Here is a 25995-nt window from a genome sequence, read left to right as displayed (position 1 = left end):
AATGATTGTTGTAGCAAAAAGAATGCATCAAATATCGGAATACTTTTTTTCAGAAAAAATGAGAGTAATTCATAATCTTGAAAAAAAAGGGATACAAGTCATTAATTTAGGGATTGGGAATCCAGATTTACTTCCCCCAAGTAATGTTATTCCTAAAATGAAAGTAGCGTCAGAATTAGAATATGCTAATACTTATCAAAGTTATATTGGAATAGAAAATTTCCGTCATGCGATTTCTATTTGGTACAAAAAAATATATCAAGTGGATATTGATCCTGAGAATGAAGTTTTACCATTAATGGGGTCTAAAGAAGGAATTATGCATGTTAGTATGTCTTATTTGGATAAAGGAAGTAAAGTCTTAATCCCAGATCCAGGGTATCCGACTTATTCTTCAATCTCTAATCTTTTGGAAGCGGAAATTATTTATTATAATCTTCATGAAGAAGGAGATTGGTGTCCTGATCTTCAATTATTGTATAAAAAAAATTTTTCCAATGTCAAAATAATGTGGATTAATTATCCTCATATGCCTACTGGAGCAACTATCTCTTTAGAGAAATTAGAAGAAATTGTTTTCTTTGCGAAAAAAAACCATATTTTACTAGTTCATGATAACCCTTATAGTTTCATATTAAACAAATGTCCTTTGAGTATCTTTAATGTGAAAGAAGCCAAAGATATTGCATTAGAATTAAATTCTTTAAGCAAAAGCTATAATATGGCAGGATGGCGTGTTGGAATGATAATCGGAAAAAAAGAATTTATTCAAAATATTATCAAAGTAAAAAGCCAAATGGATTCGGGAATGTATTATCCAATACAGATTGGGGCGATAGAAGCTATGAATCAAAATTCAGAATGGTTTGAAAATATTAATATAGAATATACAAAGCGGAGAAAAATTATATGGGAAATCTGCGATCATTTATGTTTAAAATATAGAAGGAAAAGTTCCGGAATTTTCGTTTGGGCAAAAATTACCAGTTTAGATCAAAATGATCGTAAATTCTCTGATGAGATTCTGAATCGTTACCACATATTTATTACACCGGGAAGTGTATTTGGAAATAATGGAAAAGGATATGTAAGATTTTCTATGTGTTGTTCAGTAAACACTTTGAAAAAAGCAAAAAATAGAATTATTTCATGAATATTGGGATTATAGGATTAGGTTTAATAGGAGGATCTATTAGTTTAGGATTACGAAAATCTAATTTCGGAGATAAATTTATAGGAACTGATTCTAATCAGGTAAATGCTCTCCATGCTGTTCAACTTGGTATTGTTGATGAAATTATTCCTTTACAGGATCTTATTTTACAATCTTCAGTAATTATTTTATCTATTCCTGTAGATGGGATAGAAAAAATCCTTCCAAATATTCTTAACAAAATTACAAATAACACAGTAATTTTAGATACTGGTTCTACTAAATATGATATTTGTAATAGGGTTTTTTCACACCCAAAAAGAAGTCGTTTTGTAGCAACACATCCGATTGCAGGAATTGAAAATTCGGGCGCCATTTCAGCTCATTCAGATCTTTTTTATAAAAAAAATTGTATTATTTGTGATTCTGAATTGAGCGATCCAGATGCGATATCTATTTCAGAAAAAATTTTTTCTGTCATGAAAATGCGTATGATTTATATTACATCTAAAGAACATGATTTATATATTGCTTACATTTCTCATTTACCTCATGTAGTATCTTTTGCTTTGGCTCGGACAGTTTTAAAACAATTTCAAAATGAAGAAGAAAAAAAAGTTTTTAATAATATGATGGGAAGTGGATTAGCTTCTACCACACGTTTAGCAAAAAGCAATCCTGAAACTTGGTTACCTATTTTTATTTCTAATAGGAAGAATCTAATTCAAGCTATAGATATTTATATTAATCACTTAGAAATATTTCGTGATTTATTAAAAAATAAAAAATTTCATAAAATTGATCAATTTTTGAAAAATGCAAATGATATAAAAGATAAAAAATATGTATAAATTAATTATATGATGGAAAAAGAGATTCTAAATAATAGTATAGATAGATCCTGGATTGAAAAATGGAATTCCCCTTTCACTATTTCCGGCCCTTGTAGTGCCGAAAGTGAAGAGCAAGTAATAGAAACTGCTCAAAGATTGGATCCTGCATATGTACAAGTATTTAGAGCAGGGATTTGGAAACCTAGGACAAAACCGAATAATTTTGAAGGAGTTGGAAAAAAAGGACTTCAATGGTTAAAGAATGTAAAAAGAAAAACGGGATTGATGACAGCTACTGAAATAGCTAATTCAGAACATGTTAAACTTGCATTATCTTTTGATATAGATGTTCTTTGGATAGGAGCGAGAAGCACATCTAGTCCTTTTATTGTTCAAGAAATTGCGGATTCTCTAGAAGGAAAAAAGGATAAAGTTATTTTAGTGAAAAATCCTATACATCCTGATATAGAATTATGGATAGGAGCTTTAGAACGTTTATTTAAAAAAGGAGTTAGAAAATTAGGAGTGATTCATCGTGGTTTTTATACATATCAAGCATCTAAATACAGGAATCAACCAAATTGGAATCTTTTGTCAAAATTTAGGAGTTTTTTTCCTAGAATTCCTGTAATATGTGATCCTTCACATATTTGTGGAAATAAGGAAGGAATTTTTTCTATTTCAAAAATAGCTTATCACTTTAAATATGATGGATTAATGATAGAATGTCATTGTAATCCTGATAAAGCTTGGAGTGATTCTCAACAACAGATCACTCCTGAAAAACTTTTAGAATTATTAAAACAATTGATAGATTCTTCTAAATCTAAGGAATCTAAATCTGAAAACAATCAAATTCAAAAAAATTTAGATTCTTTAAGAATATTCATTGATGAACTAGATGAAAACATAATTGCTCTTTTAGCAGAAAGAATGAAAATTTCAAAGCAATTAGGAACCTTAAAAAAGGGATCGGATGTATCTATATTACAACCAAATAGATGGGTAGAGATTATGAATAAATCTATAAAATTAGGAAAAAATTTAGGACTTTCTGAGGAACTCCTTAAAGGAGTTTTCAAACTGTTGCATAAAGAATCCATTAAGATTCAAAACAGAATGTAAATGTCGAAGAGGATCTACTCAAGAAAACAACAATAGATTTCATAATCTAGTCATAAAAGGGAAAAATGTCTTATTTATTTACTAGCGAATCTGTTTCAGAGGGACATCCTGATAAAATTTCTGATCAAATATCGGACGCGATATTAGATCATTTTTTGGCATATGATCCAGAAGCGAAAGTAGCTATAGAAACTTTAGTGACTACTGGTCAAATTGTATTGGCGGGAGAAGTGAATTCTAAAATTTGGGTGAATGTACAGAAAATTGCACGTGGGATACTTAGAAAGATTGGGTATACTAAAAATGAATATAGATTCAATGCAGATTCTTGTGGAGTTCTTTCTTCTATTCAAGAACAGTCTATGGATCTATTCAAAGGAATTAAAAATTCTAAAAAATACGATCAAGGAGCTGGAGATCAGGGTATTATTTTTGGTTATGCAGTTAATGAAACAAAAAATTACATGCCTTTAACATTAGAAATGTCACATGATCTATTAAGGGAACTTTCCTCTATACGAAATGAAGGAGAAAAAATGACTTATTTACGTCCAGATGCAAAATCACAAGTTACTTTAAAGTATTCTGATAAAAATATTCCTATTCATATTCACTCTATAGTCATTTCAACTCAACATGATGAATTTGATACAAAAGAAAAAATGCATGAACGGATTATTCACGATATTAGAAATATCTTGATTCCAAGGTTAAAGAGAAATATCGTATCTAAGCAAATCAAAAAATTGTTCACAGATCAAACAAAATATTACATAAATTCTACTGGTCAATTTGTAATTGGAGGCCCTCATGGAGATACCGGTGTCACTGGTAGGAAAATTATTGTAGATACTTATGGAGGAAGAGGGTCACACGGAGGGGGGGCTTTTTCTGGAAAAGATTCTTCTAAAGTGGATAGATCTGGAGCTTATGCCGCTAGACATATCGCAAAGAATCTTGTTGCTGCAGGAATTGCAGATGAATTATTGATACAAATATCTTATGCCGTGGGCATATCTGAACCCATAGGAATTTTTGTGAATACTTATGGGACATCCCATAGAAATTTTCTAGATGAAGAAATTGTAGTGAATATAAAAAAGATTTTTGATCTCCGACCTTATGCTATAGAAAAAAGATTAAAATTACGTAATCCAATGTATGAAGAAACTGCTGTTTATGGACATATGGGAAAGAAAACAAGAAAAGTCTGGAAGTCTTTTTCTGATATAAAAGGAAATAAAAAAGAACAAGAAGTAGAACTTTTTACATGGGAAAAACTGGACTATTTACCTATTATAAAGGAGATTTTTAATCTGTGATTAAAAAAAAGTATGTATGTCTTACAATCTATTGAAGGGAAAAAAAGGAATTATATTTGGTGCTTTAGATGAAAATTCTATTGCTTGGAAAGTAGCAGAACGTGCTTATGAGGAAAAAGCGTCTTTTGTCTTAACAAATACTCCTGCCTCCTTAAGAATGGGGAAAATTTATGAATTATCTGACAAAACAGAATCTATGATAATCCCGTCTGATGCGACTTCTGTTATAGATCTTAATATTCTCTTTGATAAAACATTGGAGCATTTTGGTGGTGGGATAGATTTTATCTTACATTCTATTGCTATGTCTATCAATATTAGAAAAGGAATCCATTATACCTCTCTGAATTATGAATTCTTGAGAAAAGGATGGGAAATCTCTGCGGTATCTTATCATAAAATCATGCAAGTTGCTTGGAATAAAAACGCCATGAATAAATGGGGATCTATTGTAGCATTGACATACATAGCTTCTCAAAGAATTTTTCCAAATTATGGGGACATGTCAGATTATAAAGCTTATTTGGAAAGTATTACCAGAAATTTTGGATATCATTGGGGAGTTAAAAAAAAGGTAAGAGTAAATACTGTTTCACAATCTCCTAGTATGACAAAAGCAGCAAAGTCAATTAAAGGGTTCAACCAGTTTTTTCTTTTTTCTGAAAAAATATCTCCTTTAGGAAACGCTTCTCCACAAGATTGTGCAAACTACATTGTTACACTTTTTTCCGATTTTACAAGAAAAGTAACGATGCAAAATCTATATCATGATGGAGGTTTTTCTAATACAGGAATTAGCGAAAATATTATTTCATAATTCTCATATAATATGAAAAGATGAAAAAAATTATAGCTCCATCTTTACTTTCAGCAGATTTAGCTTTTTTATATAGAGAAATAGAAATGTTAAATGAAAGTGAATCGGACTGGTTTCATATTGATATTATGGACTCTTCTTTTGTTTCTAATATTTCTTTTGGAGCATTGTTTACAAAATATGTAAAAAAATATGCCTCCAAACCAATGGATGTCCATTTAATGATACTACACCCAGAACTATACATAGAACAATTTAAAGAATGTGGAGCGGATCATTTACATATTCATTACGAAGCTTGTATTCACTTAAATAGAACTATTTTTTCTATTAAAAAATATGGAATGAAAGTAGGAGTAGCAGTTAATCCACATACTCCAGTTATTCTTTTGAAAGATATCATTAAAGATATAGATTTTGTTTTGATAATGAGCGTAAATCCTGGGTTTAGCGGGCAAAAGTTTATTAGTCAAACTTATCAAAAGTTAAAAGATACTAAAGATTTAATCTTAAAAAAAGATTCTTCTGCATTGATAGAAGTAGATGGAGGTGTGAATTTAGAAAACGCTTCTTTATTATTCAAAAATGGCGCAGATATATTGGTAGCAGGAACTACCATTTTTTCTAATTCTAATCCAAAAAAAATTATTCATAAAATGAAATCCTCATTTGAAAATAAATAATAATTGATTAATCTCATCATGATTTCTAAAAAAACTATAGAAAGAATATTTTCTATTTCTTGTATAGAAGAAGTTATAGGAGATTTTGTTTCCTTAAAGAAAAGTGGAATAAATTATAGAGGTCTTAGTCCATTTTCGGATGAAAAAACGCCTTCTCTTATAGTTTCTCCTACAAAAAAAATATGGAAAGATTTTAGTTCTGGAAAAGGAGGAAATATCATTACCTTTCTTATGGAACATGAACATTTTACTTATGTAGAGTCATTACATTATTTAGCTAAAAAATATGAGATAGATATTCTTTATGAAGAAGATGAAAAAAATGAAACAGATGATAATAGAAGGAGTGTAAAAAAAATGTATTATGAAAAAAATTTACAACTAATACAAGATTATGCAAAACGTTTTTTTATTAAACAACTATGGTTCACAAAAGAAGGAAAAGAAAAGGGATTGAGATATTTGATAAAAGAAAGAGGATTTAATATGAAAATAATTCATGAATTTGAATTAGGTTATGCTCCTTCTTCTTGGAGTTTTCTTACAGAAAAAGCTTTAAAAAAAGGATTCAAAATAGGTGATTTAAAAAAATCTGGTATTACTGTTTTTAAGGAAAAATCGAAAAATTATTTTGACTGTTTTCGTAATCGTGTAATATTTCCAATACATGATTTATCAGGAATGGTTATAGGATTTGGTGGAAGAACTATTATTAGTAGTAGTTGTTCTACTACTAGTAGTAGTGCTCCTAGAATAAAATATTTAAATTCATCTGAAAGCAATCTCTTTCAAAAGAGCAAAATTTTATATGGATTATTCCAAGCCAAAACTGCTATTTTAAAAGAAAATTTTTGTTATTTAGTAGAAGGATATACAGATGTTATTTCTTTACATCAATCTGGAATCAAAAATGTTGTTTCCTCTTCTGGAACAGCCCTTACGATTGATCAAATTCTCTTGATCAAAAAATTTACAAAAACGATTGTTTTATTTTATGATGGAGATAAATCTGGAATTCAAGCTTCTTTAAGAGGAATAAATATGTTTCTGGAACAAGAAATGAATCCTAGGATATTATTTTTTTCTAATGGAGAAGATCCAGATTCTCTAGCAAAAAAATATTCCTCTTCTCATTCTCATTCTCAATGGAAATATTTTTTAGAAAAAAATAGTTATAATTTTATCTCTTTCAAAAAAAAAGTATATGATCTTTTACACCAAAATGATCCAATTGGAAAATCATTTTTAGTTGTGAATATTTTGAATAGTATTTTGAAAATTTCCAATATTCTTCAAAAGGAATTATTTTTACAAGAAGCTTCCAGAGTATTAGAACTTCGTCAGGAAGTTCTAATTTCTGAATTAGAACGAATAAAGAGTAAAAAAAAAAGAAAGAGTATTATTTATTCTTCTTTTTTGAACAAGAAGAACAAGAAAATAATCACAGATTCAAATCAAAATCTTATTCTGGAAGAAAAGTTGATTCAGTTTATTTTTAATCATGGAGATCAAATAATAAAAAAAGGCGAACACGAAACGACTACAGTACTTGAAAAAATATTGCATACTTTTAAATGCGAAAATTTACGTTTTTCTTTGTATTCTAATCAAAAATTATTTGATAAGATTTGCAAGAAAAAAAATCAAATAGGAAAATTGAAAAATTTTAAACAATATAAAAAGTTCTGTTATTCTCTATCCGAATGGGAAAAAAAAGGGATTGAAGTCACTTCAGAAGATAAAAATATAGAAAAATCTCTCACTGAAATGTTATTGAGATATAAATTACAATCGATATTGAAATCGATTCAAAAAGAAATTATGCGTTTTCAAAATATAGAAGCCGATGATCCTAATCATAAGAATCAGAAGAAGAATTTAATAAAAAAAATAATGCATTTAACAAATTTAAAAAATGAACTTAATAAAAAATTACATAGATATGTATGATCCATCCATACATACCATCCATACATACCATACATACATAAATGAAGATCAAGATATCTGAAAAGAAAAGAGCCTTATTATTTTTTTCTTTTTAAAGAATTTTGGTAAATTCGTGTATACAAAATAGCGAAAAATGAATCAGACATTAATTGCAAAAAAAGCGCCTAGTTTTACATCTAGTGCTGTATTAAATGGAAAAGATATTGTACATAATTTTACTTTAGAACAATTTAGGGGTAAAAAATATGTTTTACTTTTCTTCTATCCTAAAGATTTTACTTTTGTTTGCCCTACAGAAATATATGCATTTCAAGAAAAAATAAAGGAATTCGAATCAAGAAATGTACAAATTATTGCTATCTCTACAGATACGGAACAATCTCATTGGACTTGGTTACAAATTCCCAAAAAAAAAGGGGGGATATCTGGGGTGACTTATCCTATTGTTTCTGATGTCAATAAAACCATTTCCCATAATTATGGAGTTTTATCTGGAGATTGGATTTGCTGCAATAATAATGTAAAAGCAACGGGAGAACTTATTGCTTATAGAGGATTGTTTTTAATAGATCAAGAAGGAATTGTAAGACATCTTTTAATTAATGATTTTCCTTTAGGTAGAAATGTCAATGAAGCAATTCGTATGATAGATGCACTACAGTATTATGAAAAGGAAGGAGAAGTTTGTCCCGCAAATTGGACCCAAGGAAAACGTGCTATAAAAGCTACTCATAGTGGAATTATAGATTATTTTTCATCCGAATAGTGATTATTAATCTGCGGATATTTTATGTTTTTTAAAAAAAAAATTGCATTTTATACAATTGGTTGTAAACTGAATTACGCAGAAACCTCTTCCATTGCAAGGAAATTTTCTAATTTCAATTATGAACATGTTTCTTTCAAAAGTTTTGCAGATATTTATGTAATAAATAGTTGTAGTGTAACAAAGAATTCAGATACTGAATTTAAGAGGATAGTCCGTTATGCTATGAGAAAAAACGAAAAAGCTTTTATTATCGCAGTAGGATGTTATGTCCAACTTCATCCTAAAGAAATCTCTTATATAAGTGGGGTAGATCTCGTGTTAGGTTCTGAAGAAAAATTCCATATAATAGATTATCTTAATCAAGTCGATTTATCCAAAAAAAATTTTCCTGCAAAAATTTTTTTTTCAAAAAAAACATGTTCTTATTTCTCATCGTATTCTTTTTCTAATTCTTCTAATCCTAATAATAGGAGAACTCGTTCTTTTTTGAAAATCCAGGATGGATGTGATTACAAGTGTAGTTATTGTGTCATTCCTATGTCTAGAGGGCCTTCTCGTTCTGAGAGTATAGAAAATATATTGAAAAATATCAGATTCCTTTTAAAAAAAGGAGTCAAAGAAATCGTGTTAACAGGAGTCAACATTGGGGACTATGGAAAAAAAATATTTCCTAAGAATGAACGTCATACATATACCTTTTTTGATTTAATCCAGGAAATAGATCAAATAGAAGAAATGGTAAGAATCCGTTTGTCTTCAATAGAACCTAATTTGTTAAAAAATGAGTGTATTGAATTTTTATCAAAAAGTAAACATTTCGTACCTCATTTTCATATTCCTTTACAGTCTGGAAGTAACGAGATATTGGGAAAAATGCAAAGACGTTATAGAAAGGAACTTTATCAAGAAAAAGTGAAAAAAATACGCGACTTAATACCAGATGCTTATATTGGGGCAGATATTATTGTTGGATTTCCTGGGGAAACACACAAACATTTTTTAGAGACTTATCATTTTTTGAAAAAACTAGATATTTCATCTTTACACATATTTACTTATTCACAGAGACCCAATACAAAATCCATTCTTATACAACAGGAAAACATCTCTAAAAAAATACAGAAAAAACGAAATAAAACACTCAAGATTCTTTCAATAAAAAAATACCGTTCTTTTTGTGAGAAACAAATTCATACAATAAAAACTGTTTTATTTGAAAATAATTATTCAAATAACGAGTATTTGTATGGATATACAGAAAATTATATTAGAACAAAAATTTCTTTTATTTCAACATTTAGAAATACATTACAAGATGTTATTCTAAAAAAAATAGATGAGAAAGATGGGATTATGATTGCTCAATCTGTTTTTGTTTAAATAAATTCTACATGAAAAATTTCTTGAAAAGATTTTTTTACTAAAAGTTTTACCCCTGAAAGGGAAAGAGGATTCTTTTTTTTTAATTCCTTTTTTAAGGAAGTCACTTCTTGATTATCAATTCCACAAGGAATGATGTAATTAAAATACCGTAAATCGGTGTTCACATTTAGAGCAAATCCATGCATTGTAACCCAACGGCTTATTCTAATTCCTATTGCACATATTTTTTTTGATTTTCCATTTTCTTTTAACCAAACTCCCGTTTTTCCTTCTTCTCTTTCTCCTTTTATTCCATAATTTTTAAGTAAAAAATGAATAATAACTTCTTCTAAAAAACGTAGATATTTATGAATATCAGTAAAAAAAAAATCCATATTTAAAATAGGATATCCTACTAACTGTCCCGGTCCATGGTAAGTGATATCTCCTCCTCTATCTGTTTGATAAAATGATGCGTTTATTTTTTTTAAAAAATCTGATGATACTAATAAATGTTTATGTTTTCCATTTTTTCCTATAGTATATACATGAGGATGTTCTACAAATAGCAAATATCCTTGAATATTTTTTTTAGAAAATTTATTTTTTTTTTTTTGTATGAGATCATCAAATAAAATTTTCTGATAATCCCAAGTTTCTTGATATCCTTTTTTTCCTAAATCCTCGAATAGGATTTTTTTTTTCATAATTTTTTATTTTTTATTAGATTGAAATTTTTTAAAAATTTAATATAATAAAAAAAACAAATGTACCTTTCGTAAAAAGCGGTTTTCTTCATGAAAAATTCAAGGATATTTCTATGCTTCATTTATCAGAACAACAAATTATACGTAGAAAAAAATTAGAGAGACTCAAATTATTAGGGATCAACCCTTATCCATCAGAAGAATATTGCATTACAACTACTATTGTTAGTATACAAAAAAAATTTGTCGAAAAAGAAACAATAAGTATTGCAGGACGCTTAATCCGTTTACGGATTTTAGGAAAAGCTTCTTTTGGAGAGATTAAAGATCATACAGGTCGGATACAAATTTATTTTACTAAAAATAACTTTGACTCAGAAAAAATGGGTAAGGAGGATTCTTACGACATTTTTTTAAAAAAACTTCTAGATATAGGAGATATTATTGGAGTAAAAGGATTTTTATTTAAAACAAAAATGGATGAAATGACAATTCATGTTCAGAAATTAACTTTACTATCTAAATCTTTGCGTCCATTGCCACAAGTTAAAGTGGATCAGAAGAAAAAAATACATGATGCTTTTTCCAATCCGGAACAACGTTATCGTATGCGTTATGTCGATCTTATTGTGAATGATCAGGTTAAAGAAATTTTTTTTAAAAGAACTTGTATCATACGGGAAATGAGAAACTTTCTAGATAAAAAAGGATATATAGAAGTGGATACTCCTACTTTACAATCCATTCCTGGAGGAGCTGTCGCTCGTCCTTTTGTAACCTATCATAATTCACTTGGAATTCCATTGTATTTACGTATTGCTAATGAACTGTATTTAAAAAGACTTATCATTGGTGGATTTCACGGTGTCTATGAATTTTCTAAAAATTTCAGAAATGAAGGAATGGATAAAATTCATAATCCTGAATTTACTGTTTTAGAACTTTATGTAGCTTATAAAGATTATTATTGGATGATGAAATTGACAGAAGAATTGATCAAGTGTATTTCCAATAAAGTGCAAAAAAAAAAAGACATTAATATTAGTTTTCAAAAATCATTTCCAAGAATCCCCATATTGGACGCTATTAAAAAACATACTGGATTTGATCTGAAAGAGATGGAAGAGGATGAATTAAGAAAAGTTTGCAACAAATTGCAAATAGAGGAAAACTCAAAAATGAGTAAAGCAAAATTGATTGAAACTATTTTTGAAGAAAAATGCGAAAAACATTACATCAATCCGACATTTATTATCGATTTTCCTTTAGAAATGAGTCCTTTAACTAAAAGACATAGACGGAAAAAAAATTTGTCAGAACGTTTTGAACTTATTATTAATGGACAAGAAATTGCTAATTCTTATTCAGAACTTAATGATCCCATAGACCAACTGGCCCGTTTTCGAGAACAAATCAAATTTTCTGAAAAAAATAAAGATGAATCTATGTTTCTTGATAAAGATTTTATACGTGCTTTGGAATTTGGAATGCCTCCCACTGCAGGAATTGGAATTGGAGTAGACAGACTGGTAATGTTACTTACAAAACAAAATTCTATTCAAGAAGTATTATTTTTTCCTCAAATGCGTCCCGAACCAAAAAAATAATTTACTTGCCCTTTTTTTTTTCTAATCCTAATACTCTTAAACCGTTTTCTGTAGCAATTTGAACCAAATGATCTATGTCATAATAATGACAAGCTTCTAACATCACACGTAATTCTATCCAAAGATTTCCATCAGAAAAAGGTTTGTATATATCACAGATATTATCTGTTCCAAAAGCAACTGTGATTCCTTCAGGAACCATTTCATCTACTGGAGTGATAGAATTATGAGTAGGGGTTAACCGTTCACTTCTAGTGTGATCAATCCAAGCAATAGGGCAAGATATTACCATTAAATTCGCTTCTTTCATTAATTTGTATATTTTATAACGATATTTTAGAGTATGCGCTGCTAAAGAAATACTATGAATAGCCACTACTTTCCCTTGCATTCCATATTCAATTGTTTTTTTTGCGAGTTTTTCAGTTTCTTTTTCTTCACTAGTATTAAATTGATCTACATGAACATGTACTAATTTCCCATTTTTTTTAGCTGTCTTCAGTAAAATATCAAGATGTTCGTCTTCTCTACCAGAATCTTTAGCGGGTAATCCTCCAACAATATCCACAAATTCTATTGATTGATCAAACCAATACTTGGATTTTTTCTCCAATACTCCTTTAAGTACTTGATTAGCAAAACGAATTTGTATAGAATTTCCATAATTTTTTATCAACTTTTTGGCAGCTTTTAAGGCTCTGTCTTCTATAATTTCATCCACATCAATAAAAGTACACAAAGCTTGTGTTCCTTGTTTTAAGAAGTATTCCAAAGCTTTTTCCATACGAATATAAATGTCTTCTTCTGTCGCTAAACGTTTCATTTCATCAACCAAATACCATTTTTTTTCAAGAGAAGAGTAAGAATATTGAAAATTTTTTTTTGTTAAAGTATAAGCTCTATCTAAATGAGCATGAGCATTTACCCATCCTCCTTTTTGTTTTATTTTTTCTATAAAAATTTTTTTAGGGTTCATATTGATTTGTTTTTATACAGATAATTAATTTTATAGATTTGAAATCCAAATCACTTTTTTTGTGATAAAAAATGGTTCTTGAAAGAAATCATACAGAGGGTATTGTATAGCATGAGGAAATTCTTTTAATTCTTTAGAAAGTTCTCCTCCTTTTAAATATAAGGATCCATTTTGAATTTTTGAGTTAGATTTATATCTATATTTATTTTTTATCCAATTATGTATTTTTGATGTTTTTGCGACAGCTCTACTCACAAAAAAATCAAATCTATTTTCTAATTTTTCTGCACGTATACAAATAGCATGTGCATTTTTTAAATGCAAACTTTTTATAATTTTTTCTACAACTTTTATTTTTTTACTAATAGAATCAACTAATATAAATTCTGCTTGAGGAAAAACTATGGATAGAGGAATCCCTGGAAATCCCCCTCCAGTCCCCAAGTCCATAACACGTGATCCAGTAAAAAAAGAAAATACTTTAGCGATTCCTAAACAAAAAAGAACATGTTTTTGATAAAAATCGGAAAATGTTTTTTTAGAAATAATATTTACATAAGCATTCCAGTATGCGTATAATTCTTTTAAAGATGATAATTGATCAATTTGTTTATCTGATAGATATGGAAAATATTTTTGTACCAATTCCATGATTATAAAATTTTGTATCCAAATAAGTCAAGATAAATATATAATCCGATCAAATTTATTTATTTAGATTTGTAATCATTTCAAATCTTTTCTCTCTATGAAAAATAGATTCTTATCCAGTCGTTTACAAAATATATCTTATTCGCAAACTTTAGCAATGTCTGGGAAAGCTAGAGAATTAAAAAAAAAAGGATACGACATTATTAACTTAAGTTTGGGAGAACCAAACTTTTTACCCCCTGATTTTATTTTAGAAGCTGCAAAAAAGGCTATTGATGAAGGATATCATTATTACACTCCTGTATCTGGATACTTAGAACTTAGAGAAATAATCTGTAAAAAGTTCTTACGTGATAATGGATTGAAATATTCAACGTCTCAAATTATTGTTTCTACTGGTGGAAAACAATCTATTATCAATGTTCTTTTATCTTTACTTAATAGAGATGATGAAGTCATTATTCCCGCTCCATATTGGGTGAGTTATTATCAAATGGTAAAATTGTGTGAAGCTTCTCCTATCATCATCCCAACAACTATGGAAAAAAATTTTAAAATTAATCCGAAACAATTAGAAAAAGCTATTACAAATAAAACAAAATTATTTATTTTTAGTACTCCCAGCAATCCTACAGGAAGTGTTTATTCCTATGAAGAATTAGAAAATTTAGTAGAAGTTTTTAAGAAACATTCAGAAATAATCATTCTTTCTGATGAGATTTATGAACACATTTGTTACTCTGTAAAACATACCAGTATAGGTGTATTTCCTGATCTACATCATCAAGTTATTACACTTAACGGATTATCTAAAGCTTTTTCTATGACTGGATGGAGAATTGGATATGTTGGTGCACCAGAATGGATTGCAAAGTCTTGTGAGAAAATACAGGGACAAACAACATCTTGTGCGAATTCTATTGCACAACGTGCTGCTATTTCTGCATTACAAGCTTTACCAAATAAAATTGAATATATGATACAGGAATTTAAAAAAAGAAGAAATTTAGTTTTGGATATGATGAAAGAAATTCCTGGTTTTCAAGTCTATCAACCAGATGGGGCGTTTTATGTTTTTCCAAATGTATCAGAGCTTTTTGGTAAGAAATTTAATGGAGAAAAGATTCATAATTCCGATGAACTATCTGAATTTTTACTTGTAAAAGCTCAAGTTGCTACTGTTAGCGGAAGCGCTTTTGGGGATAATGAAAGTTTACGTATTTCTTATGCTTCCACAGAGGATCAAATAATAAAGGCTTTTACAAGAATCAAACAAGCATTAAAAAAATAATTTTGGGTGGACGACCGGATTCGAACCGGCGACCCTCAGAACCACAATCTGATGCTCTAACCCAACTGAGCTACACCCACCATTCATTTTGATCGTAAATGATCATGATCATTCTTCTAAAATTAATAAAAATTAATGATTTTACATATTAAATACAAAAACTTTCTATAATTTTTTTACAGTAAGAAGAAAGATCGTTATTGATCAATTTCATGATAAATTTTTTCTCTTGAAGAGGATACAAAAGATGAACGTTGGCGCCTGCATCTAGTGTAAAATAAATGTTTTTTCTGCTTTGTTTTCTAAAATCCCAAACTTTATCAAGAACGTTCAGTGTATTTGGTTTCATACATAAAAAATAGGGGGATGAGGTCATAATCATGGCATGAAGGCTCAAAGCTTCATGTTCTATTAATTCTCCAAAATCTTGTAAATCTCCTCTTTTTAGGATAGAGATTAGTCTATCCATGTTTTTATTAGCACATTTAAATCTCTCTTTAGCATAGGGATTACAATTCATTAATTGATGTCCTTTTGAACTAGATATTTGTTTAGGGGTTTCATCTATTACTAAAATAGTATCTCCCATTTTTGTAAAAATGGGATGTACTTGATAGGGATAGGGGATCGCATAAAGATTATTACTTCCTTTTATAGATTTATGCCCCCCCCAAACTACAAGTCCAGGATAAATAGATCTACAAGCACTACCGGATCCTAATCTAGCTAAAAAAGAAGCTTTTTTAAAAAAAAAATCTTCCTTCAAAGAAGGAACTAATTTTTTTTCTATTTCCATGATACATAAAGCTAAAGAACTCATAGAGGAAGCAGAAGAAGCAATTCCACTACTGTGTGGAAAAGTATTTTCTGTTTCTATAACAAAATTAAAATCTCGTAAATAAGAACAATAAAATGAAATTCTATGAAAAAATTCTAAAATTTTTGGAATAAAACTAGTTTTTTCTTTTCCAGAAAGAAAAACTCTTACAGAGAAATTTCTTTTTTTTTCTTTAAGATGGTAAATCAATCGTGTTACCGTGTAAACGTTTTCAAGGGAATAACTGATAGACGAATTCAATGGAATTTGAATTCTATTCTTTTGTTTTCCCCAATATTTTATTAAAGCAATATTGGAAAAACTTTTTTTTGTGAAGACTCCATTTGAATTTATAGAATATTTCTTTTTCCTATAATAAAAAAACTGATCCAAAACAAAAATTATGAATTAAAAACGAGATTCAATCTTTATCACGTTTTTTTATATAATCTAACATTTTTTTATCGTCTAATTCTCCTTCTGAACGAGCGATTACACAACTCGCCAATCCATTTCCTATAACATTTACGGTTGTTCTAGCCATATCCATTAATTCATCTATTCCTATAATCGCTAAAATAGGCCAAGTAGGCAATCCAAAAGATGCAACAGTTGCTAATAAAATGACTAAAGACGCTCTAGGAACTCCCGCAACACCTTTACTCGTTAAAATTAACGTTAATCCTATAATTATTTGCTTACCAAAACTTAAAGGAATTCCAGAAGCTTGTGCTACAAATACAGTCGCTAAAGAGAGATAAAGAGTCGTTCCATCTAAATTAAAACTATATCCTGTAGGAATAACAAAAGCAATAATTTTTCTTGGAACACCTAATTTTTCTAAATTTTCCATAAGAAGAGGTAAAGCGGATTCTGAACTTGTAGTCGCAAATGCTAGTGATACAGGTTCAGTTAATGCTTTAATGAACCCTCTTAAAGGAACTTTGATCCATAAAAGAATGGGAAATAAAACAAACATCAAAAAAATAAATAAAGCTATATAAAGTGTTAATAATAATTGAAAAAGATTATATAATATATCCAATCCCATATGTCCCACTGTATAAGCAATAGCAGATCCTACTCCTATAGGGGCAAAATACATAATAATCTTAGTAAATTTAAACATGATTTCAGAAAGACTCTCTGCAAAGAGTAATATCGGGGTCCGTTTTTTTTCATCCAAGAAAACCATAGAGATTCCAAATATGACGGAAAACACTACAATAGGCAATACATCTCCATGATATATTGATTTAATAAAATTTTCTGGAAACACATGAAGAATAGTCTCCTGCCACGTTTTACTTTCTACTTTAGGCAATTGTTGTTCAGTGATTCCTGATGGAATTACAATTCCTACTCCAGCTTGAGAGACATTAATTGCAATAAGACCAATAAATAATGCAAGAGTTGTAACTATTTCGAAATAAAGAAGGGATTTCCATCCCATACTTCCTAATTGTTTAATATTTGAATGACTTGCTATTCCAACTACTAAAGTTGAAAATAAAATTGGGGCTATAATTGTTTTGATCATCCTCAAAAAAATTTGAGACAAAAATCTCAGTTCTACAGCTATTTTTGGAAAATCTATTCCAACTTCTATTCCTATAATGATGGATAACAAAATCCAAGTCGTTAAGTCCTTTTTCAGAAAAGCATACAACATAAAAAGAGATATGACAAAATATCTTAATATGCAAAGAGTAAATTTATCCAATTCCAAAAAGGATTTCAATAAATGTATAAAAACATATACTAAAACACTGAAAAATGCTATTAGTAAAATCTTTTCTTTTTTTACTTTCATTCCAATACTCATTTTGTAAAATTCAACATATCTCAGAAAAAGTATGTTTTTTCTTATAAAAAAAAAACACAGCAACAGACCCGTAGGGACTCGAACCCCAACTAACAGAACCAAAATCTGCTGTGCTACCGTTACACAACGGGTCTAAATATGAAAAATGTAAATATAATATACCATTTTTTTTCAAAAACATTATAATAATTTTTTTTGAATAAAAGAGAATCAGATAGATAGATGTATTTTGTTTGGAAAAGAATATTTATGATAAAAAAACTATAATTTTGATTAAAAATCAAAACTATGTCTGTTAAAATACGTTTAAAAAGAATTGGTAAAAAACATAAACCTATTTATCATATAGTTGTCGCTGATTCTCGTTCTCCAAGAGACGGAAAATTTATAGAAAAACTAGGAATTTATAATCCTCATACGGATCCTCCTTCAACAGTATTAAAGATGCAAAATGCAGTTTCATGGTTGATGAAAGGGGCACAACCTACAGAAACGGTAAAATCTATTTTTTCTAAAAACGGCGTATTACTCAAAAAACATTTATTAGAAGGAGTGAAAAAAGGTGTTTTTACTGACGAAGAAGCACATAAGAAATTCCAAATATGGAACAAAAAATATAATAAAGTTCATCCATCATAACATGAACACCCCATCTACTTTATCTACTTTGAAACTTTTAGTTCCTTAGTCTTATTCAGAATAATAGAAAAATATCCTCTTGCATTGCAAAAGGATCTAAAGAACACAAACCCCTAAAAAACAATGAATACTTCTATTTTTGTAAAAAAAAACTTATTTTTGAAGAATTTTTTTAAAGTTTCAAAAGAAGTGTCCCCCCACGATTTATCTATCATTTTACATTTCTAAATTCTGAAAAAATTTTTAAAAAATCTTTTTTTTCAAATGGGTTCAAATAATGAATAACGATAAAAAAAATCCCCAAAATTATTCTATAATATCCGAATAATTTAAAATTATTTTTTTTCAGATATGTTATAAAACATTTGATAGCTATCATTCCTGTTACAAAAGATACTAGATTTCCAATAACTAATAATCCGATTTCTTGCAAAAAAAGTTTTCCTGTAAAAAACCTATAAAATTTAGGAATCCAGAATGGAAAGTGAAAATCAGAAAATTGAGAATAAGAGTCAAATAATTTTTTACATGTTGCCATACTAATAACAGGGACGGATAAAAAAAAAGAAAATTCAATAGACTTTCTTCTATTAATATTTTGTAACATACAAGCAACTATCGTTGCAGCACTCCTAGATACTCCTGGAATAAGAGCCATACATTGACATAATCCAATTATGAAAGCTTTAGAATAAGTGATCCGACTACTCCTATTATTAGGAGTTTTTTTTTCATAAAAATTTTCTACTTTTAGAAGAATTATCCCCCCGATCAGAAGGGATATGGCGACTATTGGAATGTTTTCTAAAAACAAATTATGATTCCTTAGTAATAAACCAAAGAATCCTATGGGAAAACTAGCTATTAAAATTTTTAGATAAAAATCCAATTTTTGAAAAAAAAACTGTTTCCTATATAAAACAAATACAGATAAAACAGCTCCAAACTGAACAGTTACTAGAAATAATTTAGTTATTTTTTTTTCCAAAATCCCCATTATAGAAGCGGCAATGATCATGTGTCCTGTTGAAGAAATAGGAAAAAACTCTGTAATTCCTTCAATAATTCCTAATAGGATTGATTGAATATAATTCATTAAATTTTCTATCTTACACTTTTACAGAAGTTAGTTAAAACTAATTTTATTAAACATCAATTTTTGCATATGTTGCATTTGTTTCTATGAAATTTCTACGTGGAGGGACTTCATCCCCCATAAGAATGGAGAATATTTTATCGGCTTCCAAATGGTTTTCTATATGAACTTTTCGTAAAGTTCTTTTTTTTGGATTCATAGTAGTTTCCCAAAGTTGTTCTGCATTCATTTCTCCTAATCCTTTATAACGTTGTATATTCACATGTTTTCTTCCTCCTAATTTTTTGAGAATGGTTTCTCTTTCTTGATCACTCCAAGCATATTGAGAGTGATTTCTTTTTTTTATTAAATAAAGTGGAGGAGTAGCAATATAGATATGTCCTTGTTCTATCAAAGGTTTCATATAACGAAAGAATAATGTTAAAATCAAAGTAGAAATATGACTTCCATCTATATCAGCATCAGTCATAATAATAATTTTATTGTATCTCAGTTTTTTTACATTTAAAATTTTTTGATCTTCTTCTGTTCCAATAGAAACTCCTAAAGAAGTAAATATGTTTCTTATTTCTTCATTTTCAAATATTTTATACTGTATTGCTTTTTCTACGTTTAGTATTTTTCCTCGTAAAGGTAAAATAGCTTGAAAATTTCTATCTCTACCTTGTTTAGCTGTACCACCTGCAGAGTCTCCTTCTACCAAATAAATTTCACAAGTTTCTGGATTGTTGAAAGAACAATCTGCTAATTTTCCAGGTAAAATACAATTATTATTGTTGAATGGATTCTTTTTTTGTATTAATTCTCTGGCTTTTTTAGCCGCTTGTCGTGCTTTAGCCGCTAATATCACCTTGTCAAGAATTTTTTTTCTATCTACAGGATGTTCTTCTAAATAAGCGTTTAATCTTTCCCCTACAATTTTTTCTACAATTCCTCCTACTTCATAGTTGCTTAATTTTGTTTTAGTTTGTCCCTCAAATTGAGGATCCATAACTCTAACAGAGAGAATAGCTGTAATTCCTTCTCTGAAATCATCTCCCGTAAATTCTATTTTCTCTTTATTGGAAAAAGACACCCCATATCCTTCTACATATTTTTTAAACGTTCTAGTTAAGGCTCTTCTAAATCCAGAAAGATGCGTCCCCCCTTCGAAAGTATTGATATTATTCACATAAGAATAAATTCTTTCTTTTAAAGAAGTATTATATCGCATAGCGACTTCTAAAAAAATATTTTCTCTTTCTCCTTCAGTAGTAAAAAAAATATCATTTGTTAATGATTCTTGATTTTTATCCAGAATAGGAAGATATTCTTTCAAGCCATTTTTAGAAAAAAAATATTCTCTTTTAGAATTATTATTTCTTTCGTCACTTAAAAATAAGTGAAGTCCTTTATTTAAAAAAGATAATTCTTTCAAACGTGTAGACAATATGTCATAATTATATATAATAGAACTAAAAATAGAGCTGTCAGCTAGATAATGAATTTTTGTTCCTTGCATATTATTATTGGTACCACCTAAATTTTTAACCTCATAAAGAGGTTTTCCTTTAAAATATTCCTGCTGATAGATTTTTCCATTTCTATAGATTGTAACTATCAAATTACTGGATAAAGCATTAACACAAGAAATTCCTACTCCATGCAATCCTCCAGAAACTTTATAGGAATTTTTATCAAATTTCCCACCTGCACCAACTTTCGTCATGACCACTTCAAGAGCTGACTTGCCTTCTTTTTTATGAAGATCTATTGGAATTCCCCGACCATTATCTAATACTGTCACAAATCCATCTTTATGAATCTTAACCCATATTTTATTACAAAAACCTGCTAATGCTTCATCAACGGAATTATCTATTACTTCAAAGACTAAATGATGCAACCCTCTAATTCCTACGTCTCCAATATACATAGAAGGTCTCAGTCTGATGTGCTCAATTCCTTCTAGAGATTGTATACTATCTGCCGTATAATCTGTATTTTTATTATGTTTTATATTCATAATCCATGAATTTTATTTTTTTTAGGAAATTTTTACTATTTCCATAAAAATTTATAGTTTTATATCCAACTCGCCCATTTCCCTTAGTGAGAAATAAAAATCGTACGACAAGAGAGATAAAAAAATTTTTTCTCACTAAGATAGAAAAAATATAAAAAATGTTATCACGTGAAAATTTGGGAAAAAAATAATCTTTTTAAGAATATTAATAAAGAAATAGAATATTTTACTTCAGGAAAGGATTCTGAATTAGATCTCCTTTTAGCTCCACATGATGTGATAGGAACTATCGCACATGTGATTATGTTAGAAAATATTGGATTATTAAATAAAAATGATTTAGAAATTTTAATTAAAGAATTACGAAATATTTACATAAACGAAATCTTAACAAAAAATTTTAGAATAGATGAAGGAATAGAAGATATTCATTCTCAAATAGAACTATTATTAACTGATCGTTTAGGAGAAATAGGAAAAAAAATTCACAGTGGGAGATCTAGAAATGATCAAATATTAGTAGATTTGAAACTCTTTGTTAGAGAACAAATCAAGGAAATTGTATTAATAGTATCTTCTTTTTTTGATGTCTTATTAAAATTAAGTGAACAATATAAAAATGTATTAATTCCTGGTTATACTCATTATCAAATAGCTATGCCTTCTTCTTTTGGACTTTGGTTCTCTGCTTATGCAGAAAGTTTGATAGATGATCTGTTATTAATTCGTACAGCTTATCGGATCACCAACAAAAACCCTTTAGGATCAGCAGCAGGGTACGGATCCTCTTTTCCTTTAAATCGTAAAATGACCACGGAATTATTAGGATTCGACCATTTGAATTATAACGTTGTGTATGCTCAAATGGGACGTGGTAAAATGGAAAGAATAGTCACAGAATCACTTTCTTCTTTAGCAAGAACTTTGAGTAAAATGTCTCAAGATATTTGTTTGTATTTAAATCAGAATTTCAATTTTATTAGTTTTCCTGACCATCTTACTACCGGATCTAGCATCATGCCTCATAAAAAAAACCCAGATGTTTTTGAGATCATAAGAGCAAAATGCAATAGAATTTCTTCCTTGCCAAATGAAATTTCTTTGATTTGTTCCAATTTGTGTTCAGGATATCATAGAGATTTTCAAATTATTAAAGAAAGATTTCTTCCTGTTTTTGATGAATTAAAAAATTGTTTTTCTATATTTCAGTATATGTTAAATAATATTATTGTGAGAAATGATATTCTTAAAGAAGAGAAGTATAAATATTTATTCAGTGTAGAAACTGTCAATAAACTAGTAAAAAAAGGGGTCCCTTTTAGAGAAGCTTATAAAAAAGTAGGATTGGATATCCAAACAGGATGTTTCGCCCCATTAACAAAAAATGTTTTTTCTCATTCTCACGAAGGAAGTATAGGGAACTTGTGTAATCAAGAAATTAGAGAAATGATGCAAAATGTTATTAAAGAATTTGATTTTGAAAAAATTAATAAAGTTATTGAACGATTAGTTTATGGAAAAATTCAGTTCAGTTGAACTGAAATGAATCAATATTTTATTGACGTTTTCTTAAATTCCTGCAAGGATTTTTTATGTTTCCAATCTTTTATTTTTTTATGATGTCCAGACAAAAGAATTTTTGGAACTTTCCAGCCTTTATAGATCATTGGACGAGTATAAATAGGAGATGGAGGGGTTGTTTTTTGAAAAGAATCCGTAAGAATAGAATCCATATTATTTACAACTCCTGGTAATAGTCTTGCTATCGACTCTACTATTACAGCTGCCGCAAGTTCTCCTCCAGATAAAACATAATGTCCAATAGATATTTCTTTGGAAATTAAGTGATCTCTAATTCTCTGATCAATTCCTTTGTAACGTCCACAAAGAATAAGAATATTTTTTTTTTGAGTTAATTCATGAGCATCTTTTTGTGAAAAGACTTTTCCATCAGGAGTCATAAAAATTTTCTCATCATAATTTCTCTCTGATAAAAGTTTGGAAAAACACTGATAGACAGGTTCTATTCTAATGACCATCCCCCCTCCACCCCCATAAGGGGAATCATCCACCTTTTTACGTTTTCCGATTCCATATTTTTTTAAATCATGAACATTAATTTCAATTAATCCTTTATTTATAGCTTTTTTTAAAATAGAATTGGAGAACGGGCCATTTAGAATTTCAGGAATAACACTAACAATATCGAAACGCATGATTTATTTTATTCAGAATATATATATAATATAACTTTTACTAATACTAAGAATCTATGCAAAGAAAAAAAAATCTACCTTTAGATAAATAATTTTCTGAAAATGAGTAAGTATGAGTCTGAGTAGCTCCAACATAGTTTCTATTATCGGTCGGCCAAATGTAGGAAAATCTACGCTATTTAACCGTATTGTAGGACGAAAAAAAGCTGTTTTTCATGAAACAAGCGGGGTAACAAGAGATCGGATTTATGGAAATTCTGAATGGAATGGAATTCCGTTTTCTATAGTAGATACAGGAGGATATTCTCCTAAAGAGAAAGGGAGGAACAATTTGATTGAAACAGAAATTCAAAATAGAATTTTAATTTCTGTTAAAGAATCGGATATCATTTTATTTTTAGTAGATATACAATCGGATATTTTAGATACGGATAGAGAAATTTCTCTACTTTTAAGAAAGTTTCAAAAAACTATTTTGTTAGTCGTAAATAAAGTAGATAATGGAAAATACATGTATTCCGATACAGATTTTTTTCTATTAGGATTTCGAAACTACTACTATATATCTGCTAAAAATGGAAGCGGTACTGGTGAATTATTAGATAAAATAGTAGAAATTTTCAAAACAATGAAAAAAAAAATTAGAATGGATGAAAAAGAGGAAATCCCAAATTTTTCTATTATCGGTCGGCCAAATGTAGGAAAATCTACGTTAATCAACTCTTTTTTAGAAAGAAACCATCATATTGTAACGAATATTTCTGGAACCACGAGAGATAGTTTAGAAGTTTTATACAAAAAATGGGGATATAAATGTATTTTAGTTGATACTCCGGGAGTTAGAAAAAAATCAAAGATTAGTGAAAGTCTTGAATTTTATTCTACTATGAAAACGATAAAAACAATTGAATACACAGATATTTGTATTTTAATGGTTGACGCGGTTCGTGGATGGGAAGCACAGGATACGAATCTTTTTAGATTAGTCGAAAGAAATTATAAAGGCATCATAATTCTTATGAACAAATGGGATTTGTTAAGAAATTCTACTAAAGCACAGAAAGATTACGAAATTTTTATTCGAAAAAAGATTGCCCCCTTTGATAATGTTCCTATTTTTTTTATTTCTGCTAAAAATAAAACAGGAATAAACAAGATTATTCCAAAAGCTTATCAAATTATTAAAATACGTAAAAATAGATTAAAAACAAATCTCTTAAACAGAGTGATGTTACCTATTATGCGAAATACTCCCCCACCTTCTGTAAAAAAAAAGTTGATTACCATAAAGTATTGTACTCAACTCCATACATATACGCCAAAATTTATTTTTTTTTCTAATTTTCCTCAGTATATCAAAGAATCTTATAAAAGATTTATTGAAAAAAAACTCCGGGGGCACTTCGATTTCAGAGGAATTCCTATCCAAATTTTTTTTAGAAAAAAATAATTGTATAATTTTTTATGAAAAATCCTTTTTTTCGGTGATAACACATTTAAGAGGAAAATTAATAGAAAAAAATCAATCTTATTTAATAATAGATTGTCATGGTATAGGATATTATGTTCATATATCTTCGTATACCTATTCTTCTTTATTCGAAAAAGAAGGAAAAAAAATACATATATATACTTATCTTTTTATAAAAGAAAATCAACATGTTTTGTATGGTTTTTTTGATAAAATAGAGAGAAAAATATTTTCTTATTTAATTTCTGTAAACGGAATAGGGCCAAATTCTGCTATAATTTTATTGTCTTCCTTAACTCCATATGAAATAGAAAAATCCATATATAAAGAAGATATAGAAACATTTCATAAAGTTAAAGGAATTGGGATAAAAACAGCGAAAAGAATTATAATTGAACTTAAAGATAAAATTCCTCATAAAACAGGAAAAGACAACTCTGTTAAAAAAGAAAACTTCCCTTCTCTAAAAAAAGAAGCTTTAAGTGCTTTGAACGTACTTGGTTTTTCTCCTAAAGAGTCCAATAAAGTTTTGGATGAAATTTTAGAGAAAAATCCAGAATTTTCTGTAGAAAATCTCATAAAAGAATCTTTAAAAAAATTGTAAGATCATAGAATAAAATTTCTAAATGTTGAAAATGTTGAAATTGATTAATTAATAATAAATACTGACCTCTTTATGT

23 protein-coding genes and 2 tRNA genes are annotated in these 25995 nt (G+C 28.6%); 15 read left to right on the top strand and 10 right to left on the bottom strand.

Annotated features, from left to right (window positions below; translation table 11 throughout):
* Window position 1 precedes the first annotated feature (1 nt).
* The 9 genes from H0H71_RS01470 to mtaB all read left to right on the top strand — a co-directional run bounded on the left by H0H71_RS01470 (window position 2) and on the right by mtaB (window position 10032).
* Window positions 2-1153, top strand: coding sequence for a pyridoxal phosphate-dependent aminotransferase (locus tag H0H71_RS01470; protein ID WP_185856436.1), 1152 nt, complete (start codon window positions 2-4; stop codon window positions 1151-1153).
* Window positions 1150-2004, top strand: a complete 855-nt coding sequence (locus H0H71_RS01465; protein ID WP_185856435.1) for a prephenate dehydrogenase — start codon at window positions 1150-1152, stop codon at window positions 2002-2004. The genes H0H71_RS01470 and H0H71_RS01465 overlap by 4 nt, the downstream gene beginning before the upstream one ends.
* A gap of 12 nt (window positions 2005-2016) precedes the next feature.
* On the top strand, window positions 2017-3111 hold the full coding sequence (locus H0H71_RS01460) for a bifunctional 3-deoxy-7-phosphoheptulonate synthase/chorismate mutase type II (protein ID WP_185856478.1): 1095 nt from the start codon (window positions 2017-2019) through the stop codon (window positions 3109-3111).
* A gap of 65 nt (window positions 3112-3176) precedes the next feature.
* Entirely contained in the window at window positions 3177-4433 is a 1257-nt protein-coding gene (gene metK / locus H0H71_RS01455) for a methionine adenosyltransferase (RefSeq protein ID WP_185856434.1), read from the top strand.
* 16 nt (window positions 4434-4449) lie between these two features.
* On the top strand, window positions 4450-5250 hold the full coding sequence (locus H0H71_RS01450) for an enoyl-ACP reductase FabI (RefSeq protein WP_185856433.1): 801 nt from the start codon (window positions 4450-4452) through the stop codon (window positions 5248-5250).
* A 20-nt stretch (window positions 5251-5270) separates the two neighbouring features.
* Window positions 5271-5933 (top strand): ribulose-phosphate 3-epimerase, encoded by a 663-nt coding sequence (gene rpe, locus H0H71_RS01445; protein ID WP_185856432.1) that lies wholly within the window; start codon window positions 5271-5273, stop codon window positions 5931-5933.
* Window positions 5934-5951: 18 nt separating this feature from the next.
* A complete protein-coding gene (gene dnaG / locus H0H71_RS01440; protein WP_185856431.1) occupies window positions 5952-7883 on the top strand; it encodes a DNA primase in 1932 nt (643 codons plus the stop codon).
* A gap of 133 nt (window positions 7884-8016) precedes the next feature.
* A complete protein-coding gene (locus H0H71_RS01435; RefSeq protein WP_185856430.1) occupies window positions 8017-8649 on the top strand; it encodes a peroxiredoxin in 633 nt (210 codons plus the stop codon).
* A gap of 24 nt (window positions 8650-8673) precedes the next feature.
* Window positions 8674-10032 (top strand): tRNA (N(6)-L-threonylcarbamoyladenosine(37)-C(2))-methylthiotransferase MtaB, encoded by a 1359-nt coding sequence (gene mtaB, locus H0H71_RS01430; protein ID WP_185856429.1) that lies wholly within the window; start codon window positions 8674-8676, stop codon window positions 10030-10032.
* On the opposite strand, the gene lipB is transcribed toward mtaB, so the two are convergent.
* Window positions 10029-10721, bottom strand: coding sequence for a lipoyl(octanoyl) transferase LipB (lipB, locus tag H0H71_RS01425; RefSeq protein ID WP_185856428.1), 693 nt, complete (start codon window positions 10719-10721; stop codon window positions 10029-10031). The genes mtaB and lipB overlap by 4 nt on opposite strands.
* 113 nt (window positions 10722-10834) lie before the next feature.
* Here lipB and lysS point away from each other — a divergent pair, with 113 nt between their 5' ends.
* Complete coding sequence (gene lysS, locus H0H71_RS01420) at window positions 10835-12328, top strand: lysine--tRNA ligase (RefSeq protein WP_185856427.1); 1494 nt, start codon at window positions 10835-10837, stop codon at window positions 12326-12328.
* 1 nt (window position 12329) lies between these two features.
* Here the strand turns inward: lysS and H0H71_RS01415 are convergent, their stop codons facing one another.
* Window positions 12330-13304 carry an amidohydrolase family protein gene (locus H0H71_RS01415; RefSeq protein ID WP_185856426.1) on the bottom strand — a complete coding sequence of 325 codons (975 nt, stop codon included), beginning with the start codon at window positions 13302-13304 and terminating at the stop codon, window positions 12330-12332.
* A 30-nt stretch (window positions 13305-13334) separates the two neighbouring features.
* Window positions 13335-13955, bottom strand: a complete 621-nt coding sequence (gene rsmG / locus H0H71_RS01410) for a 16S rRNA (guanine(527)-N(7))-methyltransferase RsmG (RefSeq protein ID WP_185856425.1) — start codon at window positions 13953-13955, stop codon at window positions 13335-13337.
* A gap of 97 nt (window positions 13956-14052) precedes the next feature.
* Between rsmG and H0H71_RS01405 the strand changes: the two genes are divergently transcribed.
* Complete coding sequence (locus H0H71_RS01405; protein ID WP_185856424.1) at window positions 14053-15246, top strand: pyridoxal phosphate-dependent aminotransferase; 1194 nt, start codon at window positions 14053-14055, stop codon at window positions 15244-15246.
* A 5-nt stretch (window positions 15247-15251) separates the two neighbouring features.
* Here H0H71_RS01405 and H0H71_RS01400 read toward each other — a convergent pair.
* The 4 genes from H0H71_RS01400 to H0H71_RS01385 form a co-directional block, all read right to left on the bottom strand.
* A tRNA-His gene (locus H0H71_RS01400) sits at window positions 15252-15326 on the bottom strand.
* A 68-nt stretch (window positions 15327-15394) separates the two neighbouring features.
* Window positions 15395-16456, bottom strand: coding sequence for a diphosphomevalonate/mevalonate 3,5-bisphosphate decarboxylase family protein (locus H0H71_RS01395; protein WP_185856423.1), 1062 nt, complete (start codon window positions 16454-16456; stop codon window positions 15395-15397).
* A gap of 28 nt (window positions 16457-16484) precedes the next feature.
* Window positions 16485-17888, bottom strand: coding sequence for a dicarboxylate/amino acid:cation symporter (locus H0H71_RS01390; RefSeq protein WP_185856422.1), 1404 nt, complete (start codon window positions 17886-17888; stop codon window positions 16485-16487).
* A gap of 63 nt (window positions 17889-17951) precedes the next feature.
* Window positions 17952-18022, bottom strand: a tRNA-Gln gene (locus H0H71_RS01385).
* Window positions 18023-18176: 154 nt separating this feature from the next.
* On the opposite strand from H0H71_RS01385, the gene rpsP reads away from it, so the two are divergent.
* Window positions 18177-18527 (top strand): 30S ribosomal protein S16, encoded by a 351-nt coding sequence (gene rpsP, locus H0H71_RS01380; protein ID WP_185856421.1) that lies wholly within the window; start codon window positions 18177-18179, stop codon window positions 18525-18527.
* 211 nt (window positions 18528-18738) lie between these two features.
* Here rpsP and H0H71_RS01375 read toward each other — a convergent pair whose 3' ends face one another.
* Window positions 18739-19623, bottom strand: coding sequence for an undecaprenyl-diphosphate phosphatase (locus H0H71_RS01375; RefSeq protein WP_185856420.1), 885 nt, complete (start codon window positions 19621-19623; stop codon window positions 18739-18741).
* Between the two features lie 49 nt (window positions 19624-19672).
* Window positions 19673-21628, bottom strand: coding sequence for a DNA topoisomerase (ATP-hydrolyzing) subunit B (gene gyrB, locus H0H71_RS01370; RefSeq protein ID WP_185856419.1), 1956 nt, complete (start codon window positions 21626-21628; stop codon window positions 19673-19675).
* A 168-nt stretch (window positions 21629-21796) separates the two neighbouring features.
* On the opposite strand from gyrB, the gene argH reads away from it, so the two are divergent.
* Window positions 21797-23164 carry an argininosuccinate lyase gene (argH, locus tag H0H71_RS01365; protein ID WP_185856418.1) on the top strand — a complete coding sequence of 456 codons (1368 nt, stop codon included), beginning with the start codon at window positions 21797-21799 and terminating at the stop codon, window positions 23162-23164.
* 11 nt (window positions 23165-23175) lie between these two features.
* Here the strand turns inward: argH and trmD are convergent, their stop codons facing one another.
* Window positions 23176-23844, bottom strand: coding sequence for a tRNA (guanosine(37)-N1)-methyltransferase TrmD (trmD, locus tag H0H71_RS01360; RefSeq protein ID WP_185856417.1), 669 nt, complete (start codon window positions 23842-23844; stop codon window positions 23176-23178).
* Window positions 23845-23956: 112 nt separating this feature from the next.
* Between trmD and der the strand changes: the two genes are divergently transcribed.
* Together der and ruvA are read left to right on the top strand one after the other, a co-directional pair.
* Window positions 23957-25294, top strand: a complete 1338-nt coding sequence (der, locus tag H0H71_RS01355; RefSeq protein WP_185856416.1) for a ribosome biogenesis GTPase Der — start codon at window positions 23957-23959, stop codon at window positions 25292-25294.
* A gap of 34 nt (window positions 25295-25328) precedes the next feature.
* Window positions 25329-25919 carry a Holliday junction branch migration protein RuvA gene (gene ruvA, locus H0H71_RS01350; protein ID WP_185856415.1) on the top strand — a complete coding sequence of 197 codons (591 nt, stop codon included), beginning with the start codon at window positions 25329-25331 and terminating at the stop codon, window positions 25917-25919.
* The last annotated feature ends 76 nt before the right edge of the window (window positions 25920-25995 follow it).

Origin of the sequence: Blattabacterium cuenoti (assembly GCF_014251375.1) — a bacterium.
Lineage (GTDB): Bacteria > Bacteroidota > Bacteroidia > Flavobacteriales > Blattabacteriaceae > Blattabacterium > Blattabacterium cuenoti_K.
Note: the sequence above shows the minus strand (reverse complement) of the source record. Positions and strands in the feature narration are given on the sequence as shown.

What these genes read in the sequence shown, in the direction of transcription:
- H0H71_RS01390 (WP_185856422.1), bottom strand. Translation starts at nt 17,888, where the DNA reads ATGAGTATTGGAATGAAAGTAAAAAAAGAAAAGATTTTACTAATAGCA.
- H0H71_RS01375 (WP_185856420.1), bottom strand. Translation starts at nt 19,623, where the DNA reads ATGAATTATATTCAATCAATCCTATTAGGAATTATTGAAGGAATTACA.
- H0H71_RS01415 (WP_185856426.1), bottom strand. Translation starts at nt 13,304, where the DNA reads ATGAACCCTAAAAAAATTTTTATAGAAAAAATAAAACAAAAAGGAGGA.
- metK (WP_185856434.1), top strand. Translation starts at nt 3,177, where the DNA reads ATGTCTTATTTATTTACTAGCGAATCTGTTTCAGAGGGACATCCTGAT.
- der (WP_185856416.1), top strand. Translation starts at nt 23,957, where the DNA reads ATGAGTCTGAGTAGCTCCAACATAGTTTCTATTATCGGTCGGCCAAAT.
- dnaG (WP_185856431.1), top strand. Translation starts at nt 5,952, where the DNA reads ATGATTTCTAAAAAAACTATAGAAAGAATATTTTCTATTTCTTGTATA.
- H0H71_RS01405 (WP_185856424.1), top strand. Translation starts at nt 14,053, where the DNA reads ATGAAAAATAGATTCTTATCCAGTCGTTTACAAAATATATCTTATTCG.
- gyrB (WP_185856419.1), bottom strand. Translation starts at nt 21,628, where the DNA reads ATGAATATAAAACATAATAAAAATACAGATTATACGGCAGATAGTATA.
- lysS (WP_185856427.1), top strand. Translation starts at nt 10,835, where the DNA reads ATGCTTCATTTATCAGAACAACAAATTATACGTAGAAAAAAATTAGAG.
- rpsP (WP_185856421.1), top strand. Translation starts at nt 18,177, where the DNA reads ATGTCTGTTAAAATACGTTTAAAAAGAATTGGTAAAAAACATAAACCT.
- H0H71_RS01470 (WP_185856436.1), top strand. Translation starts at nt 2, where the DNA reads ATGATTGTTGTAGCAAAAAGAATGCATCAAATATCGGAATACTTTTTT.
- H0H71_RS01435 (WP_185856430.1), top strand. Translation starts at nt 8,017, where the DNA reads ATGAATCAGACATTAATTGCAAAAAAAGCGCCTAGTTTTACATCTAGT.
- H0H71_RS01460 (WP_185856478.1), top strand. Translation starts at nt 2,017, where the DNA reads ATGGAAAAAGAGATTCTAAATAATAGTATAGATAGATCCTGGATTGAA.
- rpe (WP_185856432.1), top strand. Translation starts at nt 5,271, where the DNA reads ATGAAAAAAATTATAGCTCCATCTTTACTTTCAGCAGATTTAGCTTTT.
- lipB (WP_185856428.1), bottom strand. Translation starts at nt 10,721, where the DNA reads ATGAAAAAAAAAATCCTATTCGAGGATTTAGGAAAAAAAGGATATCAA.
- mtaB (WP_185856429.1), top strand. Translation starts at nt 8,674, where the DNA reads ATGTTTTTTAAAAAAAAAATTGCATTTTATACAATTGGTTGTAAACTG.
- rsmG (WP_185856425.1), bottom strand. Translation starts at nt 13,955, where the DNA reads ATGGAATTGGTACAAAAATATTTTCCATATCTATCAGATAAACAAATT.
- trmD (WP_185856417.1), bottom strand. Translation starts at nt 23,844, where the DNA reads ATGCGTTTCGATATTGTTAGTGTTATTCCTGAAATTCTAAATGGCCCG.
- H0H71_RS01450 (WP_185856433.1), top strand. Translation starts at nt 4,450, where the DNA reads ATGTCTTACAATCTATTGAAGGGAAAAAAAGGAATTATATTTGGTGCT.
- H0H71_RS01465 (WP_185856435.1), top strand. Translation starts at nt 1,150, where the DNA reads ATGAATATTGGGATTATAGGATTAGGTTTAATAGGAGGATCTATTAGT.